The 17,469-nt window shown below is 60.0% G+C and carries 12 protein-coding genes; 5 read left to right on the forward strand and 7 right to left on the reverse strand.

Going from position 1 to position 17,469, the window contains the following annotated elements; translation table 11 throughout:
- Positions 1 to 44 precede the first annotated feature (44 nt).
- Positions 45 to 4,127 carry a two-component regulator propeller domain-containing protein gene (locus PLH32_00720; GenBank protein HQJ63110.1) on the reverse strand — a complete coding sequence of 1,361 codons (4,083 nt, stop codon included), beginning with the start codon at positions 4,125 to 4,127 and terminating at the stop codon, positions 45 to 47.
- A gap of 284 nt (positions 4,128 to 4,411) precedes the next feature.
- On the opposite strand from PLH32_00720, the gene PLH32_00725 reads away from it, so the two are divergent.
- Positions 4,412 to 4,621: a DUF2892 domain-containing protein gene (locus PLH32_00725; GenBank protein HQJ63111.1), complete on the forward strand. Its 210-nt coding sequence runs from the start codon at positions 4,412 to 4,414 to the stop codon at positions 4,619 to 4,621.
- A gap of 61 nt (positions 4,622 to 4,682) precedes the next feature.
- Here PLH32_00725 and upp read toward each other — a convergent pair whose 3' ends face one another.
- From upp to PLH32_00745, 4 genes are all read right to left on the reverse strand, one after another.
- Complete coding sequence (gene upp, locus PLH32_00730; GenBank protein HQJ63112.1) at positions 4,683 to 5,306, reverse strand: uracil phosphoribosyltransferase; 624 nt, start codon at positions 5,304 to 5,306, stop codon at positions 4,683 to 4,685.
- 61 nt (positions 5,307 to 5,367) lie between these two features.
- Positions 5,368 to 5,766 (reverse strand): hypothetical protein, encoded by a 399-nt coding sequence (locus PLH32_00735; GenBank protein ID HQJ63113.1) that lies wholly within the window; start codon positions 5,764 to 5,766, stop codon positions 5,368 to 5,370.
- Between the two features lie 272 nt (positions 5,767 to 6,038).
- Positions 6,039 to 6,908 (reverse strand): hypothetical protein, encoded by an 870-nt coding sequence (locus tag PLH32_00740; protein HQJ63114.1) that lies wholly within the window; start codon positions 6,906 to 6,908, stop codon positions 6,039 to 6,041.
- Between the two features lie 56 nt (positions 6,909 to 6,964).
- Positions 6,965 to 7,114, reverse strand: coding sequence for a hypothetical protein (locus tag PLH32_00745; GenBank protein HQJ63115.1), 150 nt, complete (start codon positions 7,112 to 7,114; stop codon positions 6,965 to 6,967).
- A 273-nt stretch (positions 7,115 to 7,387) separates the two neighbouring features.
- Between PLH32_00745 and PLH32_00750 the strand changes: the two genes are divergently transcribed.
- The 4 genes from PLH32_00750 (at position 7,388) to PLH32_00765 (ending at position 11,092) form a co-directional block, all read left to right on the forward strand.
- Positions 7,388 to 9,484: a M3 family metallopeptidase gene (locus tag PLH32_00750; GenBank protein ID HQJ63116.1), complete on the forward strand. Its 2,097-nt coding sequence runs from the start codon at positions 7,388 to 7,390 to the stop codon at positions 9,482 to 9,484.
- Positions 9,485 to 9,497: 13 nt separating this feature from the next.
- Complete coding sequence (locus PLH32_00755) at positions 9,498 to 10,031, forward strand: VUT family protein (GenBank protein ID HQJ63117.1); 534 nt, start codon at positions 9,498 to 9,500, stop codon at positions 10,029 to 10,031.
- Between the two features lie 203 nt (positions 10,032 to 10,234).
- On the forward strand, positions 10,235 to 10,690 hold the full coding sequence (locus tag PLH32_00760; GenBank protein ID HQJ63118.1) for a MarR family transcriptional regulator: 456 nt from the start codon (positions 10,235 to 10,237) through the stop codon (positions 10,688 to 10,690).
- 39 nt (positions 10,691 to 10,729) lie between these two features.
- Positions 10,730 to 11,092: a DoxX family protein gene (locus PLH32_00765; GenBank protein ID HQJ63119.1), complete on the forward strand. Its 363-nt coding sequence runs from the start codon at positions 10,730 to 10,732 to the stop codon at positions 11,090 to 11,092.
- A 146-nt stretch (positions 11,093 to 11,238) separates the two neighbouring features.
- Here PLH32_00765 and PLH32_00770 read toward each other — a convergent pair whose 3' ends face one another.
- Positions 11,239 to 11,613: an ankyrin repeat domain-containing protein gene (locus PLH32_00770; GenBank protein ID HQJ63120.1), complete on the reverse strand. Its 375-nt coding sequence runs from the start codon at positions 11,611 to 11,613 to the stop codon at positions 11,239 to 11,241.
- 168 nt (positions 11,614 to 11,781) lie between these two features.
- Complete coding sequence (locus tag PLH32_00775) at positions 11,782 to 17,373, reverse strand: MG2 domain-containing protein (GenBank protein ID HQJ63121.1); 5,592 nt, start codon at positions 17,371 to 17,373, stop codon at positions 11,782 to 11,784.
- Between the last annotated feature and the right edge of the window lie 96 nt (positions 17,374 to 17,469).

A 17,469-nucleotide genomic window follows, 5' to 3' on the forward strand; every position in this document is an offset into this window, starting at 1 on the left:
AACACAGGAGTGACAATCTATAACAAAGAAGTGATAGAGTGAGTTTAGATCTGGGGCGATGGCGCTTTCTCGCTATACTCGGACGGCGAAGAGCCATACTGCTCCTTGAAACAGGCGGCGAAATAGCTGAGGTGGTTGAATCCCACTGCGAAGGCGATCTCGCTGACCGAGCCCGCCCGCCGGCCCAGCAATTCTGCGGCGCGCTGCAGCCGCAGGGTGCGGATGAATTGATTGGTCTTCATGCCGGAGAGCGCCACCAGTTTGCGGTTCAGGTGGGCGCGGCTTACGCCCAGCAGCCGCGCCAGTGCAGCAGCGGCAAATTCGGCATCGGCATAGTTGTCCCGGATCACCGCAATGACATGATTGAGGAATTGGGCATCGGCCGGGGTAACCGGGTGACCTTGCTGCGAACCGCCCAGGTTGGCCAGGTCCTGACGCACCCGCTGCTTGAGCTGCTCTTGCAGCCGGATCAGGTTGCCGATCCGCAGTAAAAGCTCGCGGCGGTCGAAGGGCTTGGTCAGATAATCGGAGGCGCCCTGATTCAATCCCTTCATTCTCTCCTCTCCGCCGCCGCGGGCGGTCAGGAGCAGCAGCGGAATGTGACTGGTACGGAGATCGGCCCGCAGTCTTTGTGCCAGCTCGTAACCGTCCATCTCCGGCATCATGACATCGCTGAGGATCAGATCCGGCTGCTCGATCTGGGCCAGATTCAATCCTTCTTTCCCGTCCCGGGCTTCGAGCAGCCGGTAGGCCGGCGTCAGCTGGTGGCGCAGCAGCGCGCGCATGTCCGGATTGTCCTCGATGATCAGAATCCGTTTGCGGTGGTCATTTTCCCCTCCCTGCTCTCCTTCTGCAGGCGCCGAGATCGCATCGATGCCGGTGACTTGCGGCGGCCGCGGCTTCCATTCAAACTCGCTGAGGACGGTCTCCCCGGCGATCTCCTCCGGCCGCAGGTGATCCTTCCCCATGGGAAGAAGAATCGTAAAAGTGGTGCCCTGTCCAGGCGTGCTGCGGACGGCCACCTCTCCATGGTGCGCCTGCACCAGCTCGCGCCCGACCGCCAGGCCGATGCCTGCACCAGGAACCGAAAGGCGGTTCTCATCCCGGTAGCGGTAAAAATAATCAAAGAGGTACGGCACTATATCCGCAGGAATGCCCGGCCCGTTGTCACTGATCGTGATCTGAACTCCTTCCCGGTTTGCAGCCGTGACCGGTGCCCGCATCGCCACTTGAACCGATCCCCCCCGCGGTGTGTATTTCAAGGCGTTATCGAGCAGTGTACTGAGCACCGTTTCCATCTTGTCCGGATCGAGCCACACCACCAGTGGCGATGTCGGTGGCGAAGCGGCAGGAGGCGATTCCAGGGTCAGGTTGATGCGGCGCCGCCGGGCGAGGGATTCAAAAGACGCCACCAGGGTGCGCAGAAAGGGCAGCACTTCCACCGGCTGGGCCTGCAGCTTCATCTTGCCCGACTGTACTTGTGCCAGATCGAGCAGTTGATCGACCAGCCGTTCCAGCCGCCGGGTGTTGCGCAACATCATGGCAAAGAGCGCTGTTTTGCCGTTGCCCTTTTGCTCTGCAAGCTCTTCAAGGGGCGCCGCGATCAGGGTCAGGGGGGTGCGAAACTCATGCGAGATGCCGGCGAAAAAACGCGATTTGGCCCGGTTGAGTTCCTCCAGTTTTGCGGTATGCTCGGTTTGGAGCGCCAGCTGCTGCTGGAGATATTGCCGTCGATACCATCTCCGGGAGGTCCAGCCGACCAGGGCAAAGCCGAGCAGGAAATAGCTGCTGTACGCCCACCAGGTCTCGTACCAGAAAGGCGGGATGATGAAAGCCTGGGCGGCGCCCTTCTCATTCCAGACGCCGTCGTTGTTGCAGGCGGTAACGCGAAAGGTAAAGTTGCCTTTGGGTAGATTGGTGTAATCCGCCTCACGGCGGGTACCAACATCGCGCCAGTCGGGGTCATAACCCTCGAGCTTGACGCGGAAGCGCACGCGCTCGGGCGTTTTGTAACTCAACCCCGAATAGCGGATACGCAGATCGCGCTCGCGCGCAGCAAGTCGGAGGGGAGTAGAAAGGCAGCTATGTGAGCTGTCCGGCGAACCGATGGTTTCGATATAGACCGGTGGCGGCACCGGATTGTGGGGCAGATGGTTGGGATCGACGGAGACAAAACCGGCGACCGAGGTGAACCAGAGGCGGCCGGAGGGGTCCTTCCACCCCGAGGGCTGGCGGCGGCCGTTGCACTCAGCTACACGTATACCGTCTAGCTGATTATAGACAGTGCAGGGGATACGGCTTATCTTGCCGGCCGTGAATGCGGCGAAGGACTGTTTCGCTGCCTTGAAGACCCCCTTGTTGCAGCTGAACCAGTAATTGAGGCTGTCATCCTCGAGCATCGCAAAGATGCGTTCATCGAACAATCCGTCGCGCGCCGTATAGCGGTCGTACCTGCCCGCCGCATACCGATACAGACCCTGGTTGTCGGTGCCGATCCAGACGATCCCTCCCTGATCCCGAAACAGTAAGGTAATGCCTTCCTGGCGCAACGCGGGCAGGATCGCCTCCTGGTTGAACCGCTCCCGGGTGAGGCGATGCAGTCCGGCGCCCCAGGTTCCGAACCAGAGATCATCCGGCGCCATCTCGAGCATGGCGGTCACATCCGAACGGGCCGGCTGGAAACCGTTAAACCAGTAGGGTTTCCATCGAGTGCCATCAAATCGGTTGAGGCAGCCGCTCCCGCCTGCCCAGAGGTGGCCGTCCTGATCTTCCAGGAAAGATCTTATACAGGCCTGCCCGTTGCTTTTCAGGAGATCCCAGTGTTTGATCTCTCCTGCCGGCGATAACCAGCTGACACTATGGCTGCCAAAGCCGATCCAGAAACCGCCTTGCGCGGCGGGATAGACGGTGGTGATCCCGTCGGCCGGGAATGCCGAAACCGCCGTACAGGTGCGGATCGTGGCATCGCGGATCAGGCTGACGCCGCCCCATTTGAGTCCAGCGCATACCAGGCCCGACCGATCGGCGCAAACCGAGTGGCCATAGTCCGGCGGCAGTCCCTCCGGCGCACCCCAGGGGGTGAAGGCTTTGTCACAGAGGCGGAGGAGGCAATCGCCGCCGATCCAGATCGAACCCTCGCGATCTTCCATAATCAAGTTGAAGGAATCGTTTTCGAAGGGCAAGCCTTTGCCCTTATACAGCCGGGCCGTCTGGCCGCGATAATAGCGGACAATGCCCCTTCCTTCCGGGCAGAACCAGAGCGCGCCATGACGGTCTTCGATGATCGAGCGAATGGGAACAAGGGAATACTCCGGATCCGGAGCCCACACCTGTTCAACCTGATACGGGGGCTTTCGGGTCAAGCGCAGGAGAAGGCCTGAAAGAGTGCCGGTGAGGATCTCCCCAGAACGCAGTCTGCAGAGCGCAGTATTGTACCAAAAGTTGCAGCTGTCGGGACGCAGGAGTGGGGGGCGGGCGGCGCCAAATCCGCCCATAGCGAGTCCCTCCCCCGCGAGCGTTCCTTTGAAATCCGCCGCGGCAAAGATCGACAGCCAGTGATTGGAGCGCCCCACGAAAAGGTTGCCCTCCGGATCCTGCAGCAGGGCGCGGATGTCATTGGTGTTGGCGCCGTTGGGGAAACGGTAGCTGGAGAGGCGCCCCTCCTTGAAGCGCGACAAGCCGTTTTCCGTTGCGATGAGCAGGGAGCCATCCTCGGCCATTATAATTTGATTGACGACATTGTTGGCAAGACCGTCGGCGGTATCGTAGCTCGTAAACTGCGTCCCGTCGAAGCGACTGATCCCGCCCCCCTGGGTGGCGAGCCAGAGGTTGCCCGCACGGTCCTCGGCGATGTCCCAGATGAAATTAGAGCGCAGGCCGGGGTAGCGGCTCTTGTCGTAGAGCCTGAATTCAGCGCCATCGAAGCGCACCAGCCCCTCCTGGGTGCCGACCCAGATATAGCCGCGCGAATCCTGAAAGACCTTCTTGACGGAATTCATCGGCAGACCGTCTTTGGCCGTATAGACGCGGAGGTCGTACTGGGTGATCAATTTGTTCGGATCGAGGGCGAAGGATGGAGCTATCAGGAGGGATAACACCAGGATACAGGCGAGGCCGATCTTGCGCATAACCCCCTCCTATGCAGGGCAGATTGGCGAAAAGAGCTCCCGAGGTGACCAACACCCAGGTCAGGCAGTGCATTCAGCTGCAACACCCCGGGGTGATACGTTTAAAGATAATCAATTGGCAGTATTTTCAAAGTATTTTTTGAGCCGGTATGATAAATTCCGCGGCCGGACCCTTTTGACATTGCCGTCCCCAGGAAATATCCCGCCGTCAGGGGGTGTTTCAAGGTGGTAAGTAACGAAGAATACCAGAATTTGATAACCGAATTCGAGAAAGGACTGATGCCATGAAATGCAACGTTGGAAAAACCGATCGCTGGATCCGCATCGTCGCGGGTGTTTTGATTGCCGGCAGTAACTACGTCAATTACTACTTCTTCCACAATCCCTATTATGTCTGGGCCAACATCGGCTGGATTCCGCTCCTCACCGGGATTTTTCGCTGGTGCCCGCTTTATGCCCTTTTCGGGATTTCAACAGTCGAGAAGAGTAAATAAAGCCAAAAGCCCGGATCAATCATATTGACCGGGCTTTTTGATTATAAAATGCTCCCAGGGATCAGGTGCCAAAATAGCGGTCGCCAAAATCGCCGAGCCCCGGCACGATATACTTCGTCTCATCCAGATGACTGTCGATGGCCGCGGTATAGATGAGGACCTCGGTATAGCTTTTATGCAGCGCGGCAATCCCCTCCGGAGCGGCCACCACGCAGGCGGCGCAGATATCCTGCACGCCGCGGTCATACAGCCGGGCGACCGTATCGATCAGAGAGCCTCCGGTGGCCAGCATGGGATCGAGCACGATGACGTGTTTGTGTTTCAGTTCTAAAGGGAATTTCTGATAATAGGTTCGGGCCAGCGCTGTCCGTTCATCGCGTTCGAGGCCGATAAAGCCCACCGGGGTTCCAGGCAGAATATCAAGGGCAGCATTCAGCAGGGAGAGTCCGGCGCGCAGTACTGGCACGAGAACGAGATCCTCCGTGAGCTGGCCGCCCTGGATCGAAGCCAGCGGGGTCCGCACTGTCTTCTTCTTTACCGGAAGGGTTCGAGTGGCCTCGAGCAGCACAATCTGGGCCACGATGGCGGCATGACGGCGGAACTCTTCAGTCCCGGTACGTCGGTCCCTGAGCAGCGTCAGGGAATGCGCCAGCACCGGATGATGGATGAGATGCACGTTTTCCATGGATGCCTATTCATGAAGTATTCTGAAGCCGTCCGGGAGGTCAAGCTGCGTCGCTCACGGTCTAATCCGCGACCGTCAGGGTGATAAGTGACGGTGTGACGACGGCCGTCACCACCCGCGAAGCCGCACTGGAACGTTTCGGCGTTCCGGTGATCGTGACGGTTTGCGGCTGCACCTCGATCTCGTAGGTACCATCTTCGGTTTCACCGGCAGGAAAAACCGGTGACGCTGGCGCAATGCGCTGCAGGGTCAATCGCGAGAAGGTATTGCCGCCGCCGCCACGGTAGGCCGGCGTCAGGTAGTAGGCCTGTGCCTTGACCGCCATGCCGGTGCACTCCTGGCTGACCGAGTCAACCTGGGCGGCATCCGCGGCGTTATGAAACATATTGAACCCGGCCACAATGGCGATCCCGACGACGGCGAAGGCGATGACGAGGAGTAAAAGTTGTTGTTGTCCCATCTCCTGATTTCCTCAACATCCCCCTAAGGCATCCACAATCCGGATCCGGGTGCCTTGCGCACGCCGCGCGTCCGCCATGCTGCCATGCTGGTCCGGGAAAATTTGTAGGGCAGAACAGAAAACAAGCTGCTATTTAATAATACTACACTGTTCCGTAAAAGTCAATACAATATTCCTATAAATCGTTAATTTTGGCGCATAAAGTAATAAATTTGGAGCTTGGGCGCCCTTGTTTGGACGGTTCCCCCGCTTTTTACCGCTGCACATTTCTCCTACATGAAAATTAATCTCTGCAACGCCAGCCAGTCGATCGCATGGAGGCAGCTGCGAACCCGGCCGATTTCACCCTGGACGCGCACCACCAGCGCATAGGCGTCGGCGGAGGGCAATCCCACCGGCTCCAACATCTGCATGCCCGCGGGCATTCCTTCCACCCTCCTCCATCCCTGTCCGAGAAAGACGAGTATGGCACCTTCCCGCCACCGTCCATCACTGTCAAATCCCTCGAGCTCGCGAAGCACGGGCGCCGTCAGTGTGGCCAGAGAGTCCGGACGGACGGGCCGGGCGAGGGGCATCGAGAATACATTGACATCCACGTTAATTTGCAGCCGGGTGTCGCGGAGATCCTGTGGCTCCTCGCGCTGCTGCGGGTCTTGCTCAAAATCCTTGATGCGGTGGATCTCGACCATCAAATTCGTGATCTCCCGATCGAGCACCTGGGCCGCGGTGAGATCATGGCCCTTGTCGGCCTCCTCCTTCTCATTGAGCAGCTGGTCGAGTTTTTTCTGCGCTTCCGCCCTGGCCCGCTCCTCCTCGGACTTGCCGAGACTGCGCAGGGTGCGTTTCTCGTCCATCTCGGCCAGTTTTTTACGCTGGGCATTGGCCCACGTGATCCCGTAATGTACCTGCAGGGGATGCCAGCCAGCATTGGCCGCGATACGCTCCGGAGGAATCAGCGGCGTCTCCTCTTCTTTCAGCCACGTCATCGGCCCCGGCGGCAGGGCTTTGGCGATGGTGGAGAGCACGCGGATAAAGAATTCATGTTCACGCGCGGTCAGCGGCCGTGTGTCGTCGCCGGGGCACCTGGATAGGCCCGGCGCAGCCGGCAGCAGAAGTAACAGCATCAGGGAAACAAAACGCATGACCAGGGCCTTTCATTCCAGTCTAACCATCAGTTCCGTGGATAGTCGGCCGAACTTCACTCGCCCGCAGCGAGGCGGATGCGCTGAACACCGCGCAGATCCTGAACGCGCATTTCAATGCTCAACTGCAGGTTTTTGTAAGCGGGCGTCTGGGTCAGTGCGGGCGCTGCAAGAAGCAGGTCCAGCAGAAATCGAGCAGGTTTCATGGAAACTCCTAGTTGGCTGGTTCAATGCAATGTAAGAGTATTCGCTGCGAAAGGCAAGCGATTTGGCGCGTCCGAGACAGAAATCAGCAGGGTGGGATTGAGGGTTGGGAGCGCGAGACTGGTGGCGCGGGAGCGCATTGCGCAGCGGGGGAGGCGAGAGAGTAGGGTAGGTCGGCCCGAAACCCGCGGCGCAGAGGTGGATTACTCCTTGAATATTTGCGGATTTTTCTCTATTTTATCCCGTTCACTTTCCATAGCCCAACGAGGAGCCTCATGAAAGAATCGATGATCGCCCTGCTGGTACTGGCCTTCTCCCTCACCATCGCCACGGCCGCAGAAAATCCCCTGCTGAAAGAATTCAAGACTCCCTTCGGTGTGCCGCCTTTCAGCAAGATAAAAAACGAGCATTACCTCCCGGCGATCCAGGAGGGCATCCGTCAGCACAAACTTGAGATCGCAGCGATTGCGGAGAATCCCGAGCCTCCGACCTTCGCCAACACCATCGACGCCCTTGAGCTCAGCGGTCAGCTGTTAACCCGGGTGACCGGCGTCTTTGACAATATGACCTCCGCCCTTACTAGCGAACCGCTGCAGCAGATCGCCAAAGAGGCGGCGCCGCTGCGCTCCGCTCATGCGGACGATATCCGTCTCAATACGCCGCTTTTCAAACGCATCAAGGCGCTCTATGACACGCGCGAACGCCTCGGCTTGACCCCCGAGCAGACCATGGTGCTCACCCTCTACTACCGGGACTTTGTCCGCGGTGGCGCCAACCTCGAGGAAACCAGGAAAGCGGAATTGCGCGCGATCAATCAGGAGTTGGCCCTGCTCGAGCTCCAGTTCGGCGACAACGTCCTCAAAGAGACCAATGACTATGCCCTGACCATCGCCGATCCCCGGGATCTCGCGGGTCTGCCTCCAGCCGTGATCGCCGCCGGTGCCGAAGCTGCCGCCGAACGCGGTCAGACCGGCCAGTGGGTCTTCACCCTGCAGGCGCCCAGCATCTTTCCTTTTCTCCAGTACACCGAAAACCGCGAACTGCGCCGGCAGATCTACACCGCCTACATCCACCGCGGAGACAATAACAACAGTGCCGACAACAAGGCCATTCTGAGCAAGATCGCCGCGCTACGCGTGCGCCGGGCCAACCTCCTCGGCTACCCCAGCCATGCCGATTATATCCTCGAAGAGAATATGGCGAAAAAACCGGAAAATGTCTACGCCCTGCTCGAACAGCTCTGGCGGCCGGCCCAGAAACGCGCCCGCCAGGAAGCGGCCGATATGCAGGCGATCATCGACCAGGAAGAGGGCGGTTTTCAGCTCCAGCCCTGGGACTGGTGGTATTACGCCGAAAAGGTGAAAAAAAACCGCTATGACCTTGACGAGGAGGCTTTGCGCCCCTACTTCAAGCTCGAGAATGTCCGCAGCGGCGTTTTCAGTGTGGCACAAAAGCTCTACGGCATCACCTTCAGCGAGCGCAAGGATGTCCCGGTCTATCACCCCGATGTCCGCGCCTTCGAGGTCAAGGAGGCCGATGGCCGCGCGGTGGGCATCCTCATGGTCGACTATTTCCCGCGCGCCAGCAAACGCGGCGGCGCCTGGATGAGCGAATACCGTTTGCAGCAGAAGCTGGGCGGGATACAGCGGCCGGTGATCTGTAATGTCGGTAACTTTTCCAAACCGACCGCCGACACCCCCGCCCTGCTAAGCATGGACGAGGTCGAGACCATGTTCCACGAATTCGGCCACGCCCTGCACGGCCTGCTCTCCGACTGCACCTATCCCCGGGTCGCCGGCACCTCGGTGGCGCGCGATTTTGTCGAGCTGCCGTCGCAAATCATGGAAAACTGGGCCTTCGAACCCGAGGTGCTAAAAAGCTATGCCCGCCACTACCAGACCGGCGCACCCATCCCGGAGGATCTCATCGGCAAGATCGAACGCTCGGGCCGCTTCAATCAGGGCTTTGCGACCGTCGAGTACCTCGCGGCTTCCTTCCTGGACATGGACTGGCACACCCCACGCGAACCGATCGAGCACGACGCCATCCTCTTCGAACAGCAGTCCATGGCGCGCATCGGCCTTTTGCCGGAAATCGCCTCGCGCTACCGCAGCCCCTATTTCCGCCATATCTTCTCCGGCGGTTACTCCTCGGGCTATTATGCCTACATCTGGGCCGAGGTACTCGATGCGGATGCCTTTCAGGCCTTCAAGGAGACTACACTCTTTGACCAAAAGACCGCTGCAGCCTTCCGCAAATACATCCTTGCGGCGGGAGGCAGCGAAGAGCCGATGATCCTCTATCAAAAATTTCGCGGCCGTGAACCCGGAATCGAGCCGCTGCTGAAAAAGCGCGGTCTGACAGGCGAGTGAGAGGAGCTTTCCCTTGATCAACGCCATCATCTATTGCCTGGCGGTCTGGCTGGCCAACTATACCGCCACCCTGTTCATCCCCTTTCCGGTCTTCGGCATGGTTTCGGTGGGCACCCTCATCTTTGGCATCACCTTCACCCAACGGGACCGGGTGCATCGCCACGGCCGCGGCAAGGTCTATTTGATGATCGCCGTGGCCGCCGTCGGCATGGTCATCGAAAGCACCTTGCTGGGTGTGCCCTGGCGCATCATCGCCGCCTCCTTCATGGCCATCATCCTCTCAGAGACCGCCGATACCGAAATCTATCAAAAGCTGCTGAGCCGGCCCTGGCTGCAACGGGTCATCGGCTCCAACGCTGTCAGCATTCCCCTCGACAGCACTATCTTTAACCTCGTCGCCTTTCTCGGTGTTTTCAAGCCGCTGATGCTCGTCCAGATTATTTTTGGCGAAATTGTTGTCAAAACACTCACCGGCGCCCTGGTGGCCCTGAAAAAAAGCCGGGATACCGCTGCGGCTCTCGCCCCAGCCCTGCCGCATCAATCCTGAGCTTGCGCCCGGCCCTCCGTCGCGCCCGATCCGAGCCTCCCTGCCTCCAGCCGGTTCATCGCCGTCACCGGCTGGAATCCCTCTCATGCCGCCAGCCTGGCGCCATCCGCATCCTTCAATCTTTCCGACTTGGCTAAAAAGGCAGCACCATCTGGAATAATGTTATGACATTATATGTTATAACTTTTAAATAAAAGGATACCATGCGCATCGAGGAAGAAATACACCAGGATAAATTCGCCAGCGCACGGCACAAGCTGATCATCAATACCTTCTTCACTGCCAACTGGCTGCGCGAACAGCATACCGTTCTGCTCAGGCCCTTTGATATCACCCTGCAGCAGTTCAACATCCTGCGGATACTGCGTGGCCAGGCGCCGCGCGCCACCTCCATCGGACTGCTGCAGGAACGGATGCTCGATCGTCAGCCGGATGTCTCCCGGCTGGTCGAACGCCTGCGTCTGAAGGGATTGCTGCAACGCGCAACCAGCTTGAAAGACCGGCGCAGCTGTGAAGTAACCATTACGGAGGCGGGAATGGCGCTGCTTGCGGCCATTGACCGGGTGCTGGAAGCATGGTTTGCCAACTTGACCACTCTCAGCGAAACGGAGGCGGAAGAAGCCAGCCGGATTCTTGACCAGGTGCGCGGATCTGTTTAATTGATCGAAAAAAAGCAAATTAAGAAAGGAACCATCCCAATGAAAACCCTGACCACTGTCGGCCGCATTGTTTTTGCCCTACCCTTTGTGGTATTCGGCATCAATCATCTCACTCATGCTTCGGCCATGGCCGGTATGATTCCCTCATTCGTTCCTGGCGGTGTTTTCTGGATCTATTTTACCGGTCTGGCGATGATCGCGGCCGCCGCGGCTATCATCGCGCAAAAATACGCCAGGCTGGCCTCCACCTTGCTTGCCGCCTTGCTGGGCGTCTTCATCCTGACGTTACATATCCCCGGAATGTTCAATCCCGAGACCATGCAGATGTCGATGATCGGCCTGCTGAAAGATATGGCGATTGCCGGCGGGGCCCTGGTGATTGCCAGCATCTCCAAAAATTGAGTCAGCCGGACCCGACGCTCACGGGCCAAACCGGATGAGTTCGGCCGGCATTCTTAAAAAACAGGGCGGCCCACTTTCAGCAGTGGCCGCCCTTTTGCATTTTAATAAAAGAGTATGTCGGGTGGGCACAAGGGGCCCGGCCGAACTCATCGGGCCCCGGCCGTGCGCAGCAGCGCTCTCAAGGCGGCATCCCCGTTGCGGATGGCGATCTGGAGTGCCGTCTCACCGGAGACCGTCTGGGCATTCACTTCGATTCCTTTCTTCAACAGGAGCTCGGCGCTGAAGGGATCACGGTGTTCGGCCGCAGCGATCAGCGCGGTATGACCATCCTGGCAGCGAAAGCGGACGTCGGCACCATAGCGCAGCAGGAGCTGAGTCATCTCGACCCCGCCAGAACCGATGAGCGGTGTTTTGCCGGCATGATCGCTGGCGTTCAACTGCGCGCCGTCGCGAAGCAGCCATTCGGCGATCTCGACGCTCCCGGCGGTCATAAGGAGTGAGCCCTTCGTGGTTGACGGCATGAATATCCGCCCCCTTGTCGATGAGCAAGCTCAGAAACTTTGGCTCGAAGTCGCACATCAGCGGGGTGAGACCATTCGCAGCGGCAGCATTGACGTCCGCGCCCCGCGGCGTTCAGATTTCCTCATGGTCCCTCGTTCCATTATCCAGGGCGCTGATAGCGCCGCCGATCATTCCACCCTCACTTTGCCCCCCATGGTCCGGCCGTAAACCTCGGGTTTGTACATCTCTTCAGCCCGGGTCGGTGGCAGGGTGAAGGTGCCGGGCGTCGTCGCGCGCATCAGATAGGTGTAGGTGTGCACCCCTTCCGGCAGCCAGTCGGCGAAGAGCAGCACCCGGTCATCCTGTTTCTCAATGTGGGTAAATCCGCTCCACCACTCTTCTCCGGCGGATTCATCCTCTTCCATCCGCGCCGTCGCCGCACTGGTCGTCGCAAAGGTGACCTGGACCGCCTCCAGGCCCGCAGGCAGCGGGTCGTCCACCACGACGTAGTGACGCGCCTGGGGCACCACCACCGTCAGCGTGACCTTGACCACCTCACCAGCCGGTATCTTCTCCGAAACCTTTTGTCCGGAAGTGAGCGGTTCCATCACCTTGAAGACCGTAATCCCCTCCTCGCGCGTATCGTCATACTTGAGGGGGTAATAACTCATGCGCAGGCCATAATAGAGGGTGCCCGGCCCCTCCTTGCTGATCTCGGCCTGAACTTTTTTCTCTGGGTACGCCGACAGCGGCAGGACCCGGCGCTCCACGGCGACTGAGCGTCCGGCGAAGAGCGCACTCATCACCTCCTGGCCGGCGAGTCGGACCCGGGCGGTGAACCGGGGCGTCTCTGCTTCGTTCTTCTTCAGGTATTCGGAAAGCGCATAAAGGACGAAAAAATTCTCCTGGGTATTAGACCAATGCCCCTCTCGGCGCTCGGTCATCAGCCAGGCAACCGCTTGCCCGGCCTGCGGAAACGTCGCTCCGGTTTCGAGCAAAGCCTGCAGCACCACGGCGGTGGTGCGGACATCCGAGTCGTAGATCCAGGGGGCCTCGTTCTCCGCCGCGAAATGGACCTCCGTCGGCGAGACGCGGATCTTGTTGAGCAACTCCTGAGTCAGCCGGGCCCTGGAGTCGTCCTTGCGGCCGAGAAGAGAGACCGTTTTAAGCAGCCACGCTTTGCCGGTCGTTGTCATCGGCGTCTTGGCCCCGATCAGGCGGTCCAGTGCAGAAGCCTCCGCCTGTCCGTTGAGTGCCAGCACGTAGAGCATCAGAGCATGGGTCGTCTGCCAGGAGGCCTGATTGTAAGGCGTAGCCTGATAGTACTCTCCTTTGAGCACATTTTTTATGAAGGTGAGGGCATCCGTCAGGAGGGCCTCATCCACATCATATCCCGCTTTTTGGGCCAGCGTCATGGCCCAGGCGGCATAGGCGGTAACGAATGGCGAGCTGTAGTTCGATCCAGGCCAGATCGCAAAGCCGCCTTCCTCGGTGCGAAAACGGCCGAGGTCGGCGAGCACGCTGCGGGCGATAGATTTGTACTCTTTGGCGCCCTTTGTTTGCAGTCCGAAAGCATCCACCAGATCACCGGAGACCAGCACCGGCAGGGCCCGCGACAGGCGCTGCTCGAGGCACTCATAGGGATAATACATCAGATACTCGAAAGGTCCGGAGAGTTCGGAGAGGGCCGTCGAGGCGAGCGACACCTCGAGGGTCGAAAGCTCCTTATGCGCGGCCTGGGGGATTTCCAGAATCTGCGCGGCAGATCCCCCAGCGCGCTCGTAAAGGGCAACCGTCTCCCGCACGCCCGGTACCTCGACAGGAATGGAGCGTTCGAGTGCATCGCTGGACCCAGCCATCTGGCAGCGGAAGCGGAAGGTGGCTGTGCCCTCTTTCACCGCCCTGAATGAATAACGCACCTCCTGGCTACCATTGCGAGGCACGGTCACCGTGACGGCGCTCGGCCCCTGCAATTCGAGGCCGCTGACCTCAAGATTCAGGGTGGCCTCGCCCGCCTCGCCGGAATAATTGTGGATCACCGCCCCCGCCTCGAAGGTATCACCGATGCGGGCAAAGCGCGGCAGCGTGGCCAGCAGCATCAGGGGCTGATTAACCTTGATCTCGCTGCTGGCATATCCGAACTCAGAGGCGATGGAATTGGCGACGGCCATGATCTTGAAGGTGGTGAGGTTATCCGGCAGCTTGAAGGTCACACGCGCATGGCCGGTGGCATCGACGTCAAGCGCCGGATTCCAGTAAGCGGTGGCCTTGAAATTCTTGCGCAGGTCCATCTCGCTGCTGTAGCCTTCGGCGCCGCCACCGCCGCGTTTCTCGCCCTTCTCGCCGTAGTTGCGCTGCTCAACGATATGGAGACGGGTCTCGGAGGTCTGCACCGAGAGCGGCCGGTTGCCGTAGAAGACATCGAAAGGATCAGGAAGCTCATAGTTGATCAGGTCGAGGACGCCGCGATCGACGACGGCCAGGGTGACCTCGGCGGCCGAGGGTTCGCCGGCCGCATCCTTGACGTCAATATCCAGCGTGACCGGAGTGCCTGGAAGATAATCGCTGCGCTCCGCCTGTACAGCCACCTTGAGATGCTGGTCTCCGGGATCGACCGGCAGGTTGACATAGCCGATCTTGAATGCCGGGCGGCCGACATCTTCACCCTCTTCGGAAAACAGGGCGTTGCCCGCCCGACCACGCAGGAGTATCACCGAAACGAAAACGTTGGGTAGATATTTTCGCGTCAACGGGATCTCGAGCGTCGGTGTGCTCCCGGTCAGTGTCACAACCTGCTGGCTCATGATCCCTTCACGCTCGAGGGTCACCAAAGCCTGGGCACTTTCGAACGGCGACTTGACCATCACCCGGGCCGTCTGGCCCGGTTTGTACCCGGTGCGGTCCGCAACCAGTTCTATCCGGTCGTCATCCTCGCGCATCCAGGCGACATAGCCCTTGCCGATGACATAGAGCCACGCCTGGCTCCGCGTTGCCCGGCCGGTGCCCTCACGGCCGTACGCCTCGAGGTAATAGACCCCCGCCTCTTTGGGGATGAAGCTGCGGCTCACGGCCTCAGAGGCGGTTGTGATCGTCACCGAATCGCTGGGCGTATCCACCGCCTTGCTGATCCATTCATATCGGCCGCCGAGACCGGCCTTGTGCACCGAGTGCCACTGCCGCTTGACCAGGCGCACCTTAATACTCTTTCCGGGGGCCGGCGCCCCTTCGGGCGTGACCGTGATCAGATCGAAAGCCAGCGGCTTCATCGCCTCGGCAAAGCTCGTCGCCGGCTTGAGACCGATGTAGAATGAAGCGGGATGGATGGTGATTCTTTCGCTCGAGCCGATCACCTGCCGGCCGGGGCTGGTGACATCGGCGCTGACCGTCAGGGAGAGGGGAAAATCAATTCCGGCCGCCTGCACCGAGGCTGCGAAGCGGGCCTCACCCTGGGCGTCCAGCGTAGCATGCGACTGGGCGAGGACGCGGCCGGAAAAACGGTCGGTCTCATCATCGGACCAATCCATGATGCCGAAAAGGAAGCCTTCATGGCCCTGCGGCCAGAAGGTATCGCGGTCGAGGTAGGCATTCCAGGCCACTTTCTGTCCCGCCAGGGGGGCGCCGAAGAGATAATGGGCCGCGACCCGGGCGGTCACACTGTCGCCGAGTAGAAAGGCGGGAGCCGCACTGCGGACCCGGACCGAAAATTCGGCGGGGCGATAGGCTTCGACACGGAAGCTGGTGTTCATGTAGCTCTCACCCTCCGTGCCGCTGCTGTCGGGGGCATCACTTACCGCCGCTGAGTAGTAACCCAGCGGGGCGGTTCCTGAAAGCTGCAGGTCGTAATCAAAGGAGCCGAATTCGGAGAGGTGGATGGTTTTGTTGACCAGTTCATTGCCGCGGCTGTCATTGATGCGCAGGAGATAATTTCTTTTGGCCGGGACGCTCCAATCGTGATAGCGCTTTTCCCGCATCATGCCCTTGAAGTGGATGATCTCGCCCGCGCGATAGAGGCCACGCTCGGTGAAGAGCACACCCGCGTGCTTGACCGGCTCGGGATTCCATTCGTACTCGATGCCGAAACGGTAGGGGAAAATGCCGGTTCCCCAGTCCGAGGCATTGTACGCGAAATCCTGATCCTTGTACACGAAAACCCACTGCCGCGGTTTCTCCCAGCGCTGGGTAGCGCCTATACCGAGTTCGCGCCACCCCGGGGTCTCACAAAGCCCTTGCGGCCCGGTGGTCCCGCTCCAGAGCTTGCGGTTGGCATCGTCGCGGATTTCGACACGCGCGCCGGCCACCGGCGTCGCGTCCTTGAGATGGGTGACCCAGATCAGATTGTTGAGGGGCGAGAATTTGGCGGAAACGCCGATGTCGGTCACCTGCAGCAGAATGCGGCTCCAACGCACCGGAATCTCCGGATGGGTGGTCAGATCGTCGATCTCGGAGAGCACCACGCCGGTCTTCCGCCCGCCCAGCACCCAGTCCACCTTGAGCGGCTGGGCGCTTTTGACGTTGCGCGGTTGCCGGACCTCCCACATCCGGTCCACCATGAAAAGCGAATCGGGCAGAGGCTTGGCGCGCCCATAAATATCCTCGGGCGATAGCAGCAAGGGAATCAGCCGCTCGGGTGCCACCAGGCCGAGGCGCACCCGGACCCGCTCCTTGTTGACAAAAAATACCGGATAGTTGCGGTCACCGTAAGCCTCGAGTACACCGGGGCCGGTATTCAGCGAGACCCGCGCCGGATAGGCGGCCGTACGAAACGTGTCGTTAACGGCGCGGCTGATGAGATTGCCATAGGTATCCTTCAACCCGCCATCGATGGAAAAGTGGTAGAGGGTTTCGGGAAACAATTCAAGATTCAGACGGACCGTGCCGCTCGCCCAGGTGCGCTCGGCATAGAAATCGGGAATCTTTACCTCGGGCTGAAATTTGAGATGCTGGACCAACTCCGCCGGCGTCACGCGGTTGCTGAACTCAAACTCGATGCCGCTGACCGGGGTGATCCGCCCGCCCTCCTCGCTGCGGCCGGAGGAGATCCCCTTGAACCAGAGATCGCCAACGGTGCTGACGGCGATGCTCCGCGCCTCCGCCAGCCCGAGGGCGCCTTTTCGGGCGAGCAAACCCGGCGCGAGTTTGAGGGTATACTTTTTATTGCGCGCCAGCGGCGCCGCCGGCATCACGGCAATCACCCGCGTGGAATCCTCGCCGAGACGCCAGGAGCGGTGGATCTCCTCGACGGTGGCACGCCGCAGCTGGATGGGGAGGGAACGAACTCCATCGCTGAGGATGAGTTTATCGCCGATGCGGGTGGGATCCATCTCTAGATTGAAGCAGAGTAAAAAGAGGCCGCGCGGATCAAATCCCTGCTCACCGTCTTCAGGCTCCGACTGCAGCAGGAGCGGGCGAAGGGTATTGAAGCTCCAGGAATAGGCTTTGGTCAGGAGGGCACCGCTGAGGGCTTTGGTGCCCGCCGGAACAGTCACCTCGAAGCGGGTGGCGACCGGGAGGGTGTCGAGGGGTGTGAAGGCCAGCGTCCGCGTCCCCATCCAGCGGAATTGGCCTTTGATGGCGGGCGAAATCTTCAGCGGCCCGGAAGCAAGCCCTTCCGGCGTCGCCTTGAGGGCTACCATGGGCTCGCTGAAGGTGACGACAATGCTGAGGGCATCGGTCACGGCGCCGACCGGGCCTTTGGGTGTGACCGAGAGCACCGAGAGCTCGCCGCCGGAGACCATCGCCGCCAGGCTCAACATCAGCAAAAATGTCCTGCACCCTCTCATCCTGACCTCCGCATGAAAATGAATCCCACAGCCATTGAGGAACAGCGGCGGGCCCTTGAGCCCGTCTTTGCGCATTTTAGCAAGATTTACGGCCAT

Source organism: bacterium (assembly GCA_035419245.1).
Classification (GTDB): Bacteria; Zhuqueibacterota; Zhuqueibacteria; order Residuimicrobiales; family Residuimicrobiaceae; genus JAKPUX01.

Coding starts and splice junctions, on each gene's coding strand:
- PLH32_00720 (HQJ63110.1), bottom strand. CDS start 4,127: ATGCGCAAGATCGGCCTCGCCTGTATCCTGGTGTTATCCCTCCTGATA.
- PLH32_00725 (HQJ63111.1), top strand. CDS start 4,412: ATGAAATGCAACGTTGGAAAAACCGATCGCTGGATCCGCATCGTCGCG.
- upp (HQJ63112.1), bottom strand. CDS start 5,306: ATGGAAAACGTGCATCTCATCCATCATCCGGTGCTGGCGCATTCCCTG.
- PLH32_00735 (HQJ63113.1), bottom strand. CDS start 5,766: ATGGGACAACAACAACTTTTACTCCTCGTCATCGCCTTCGCCGTCGTC.
- PLH32_00740 (HQJ63114.1), bottom strand. CDS start 6,908: ATGCGTTTTGTTTCCCTGATGCTGTTACTTCTGCTGCCGGCTGCGCCG.
- PLH32_00745 (HQJ63115.1), bottom strand. CDS start 7,114: ATGAAACCTGCTCGATTTCTGCTGGACCTGCTTCTTGCAGCGCCCGCA.
- PLH32_00750 (HQJ63116.1), top strand. CDS start 7,388: ATGAAAGAATCGATGATCGCCCTGCTGGTACTGGCCTTCTCCCTCACC.
- PLH32_00760 (HQJ63118.1), top strand. CDS start 10,235: ATGCGCATCGAGGAAGAAATACACCAGGATAAATTCGCCAGCGCACGG.
- PLH32_00765 (HQJ63119.1), top strand. CDS start 10,730: ATGAAAACCCTGACCACTGTCGGCCGCATTGTTTTTGCCCTACCCTTT.
- PLH32_00770 (HQJ63120.1), bottom strand. CDS start 11,613: ATGCCGTCAACCACGAAGGGCTCACTCCTTATGACCGCCGGGAGCGTC.
- PLH32_00775 (HQJ63121.1), bottom strand. CDS start 17,373: ATGAGAGGGTGCAGGACATTTTTGCTGATGTTGAGCCTGGCGGCGATG.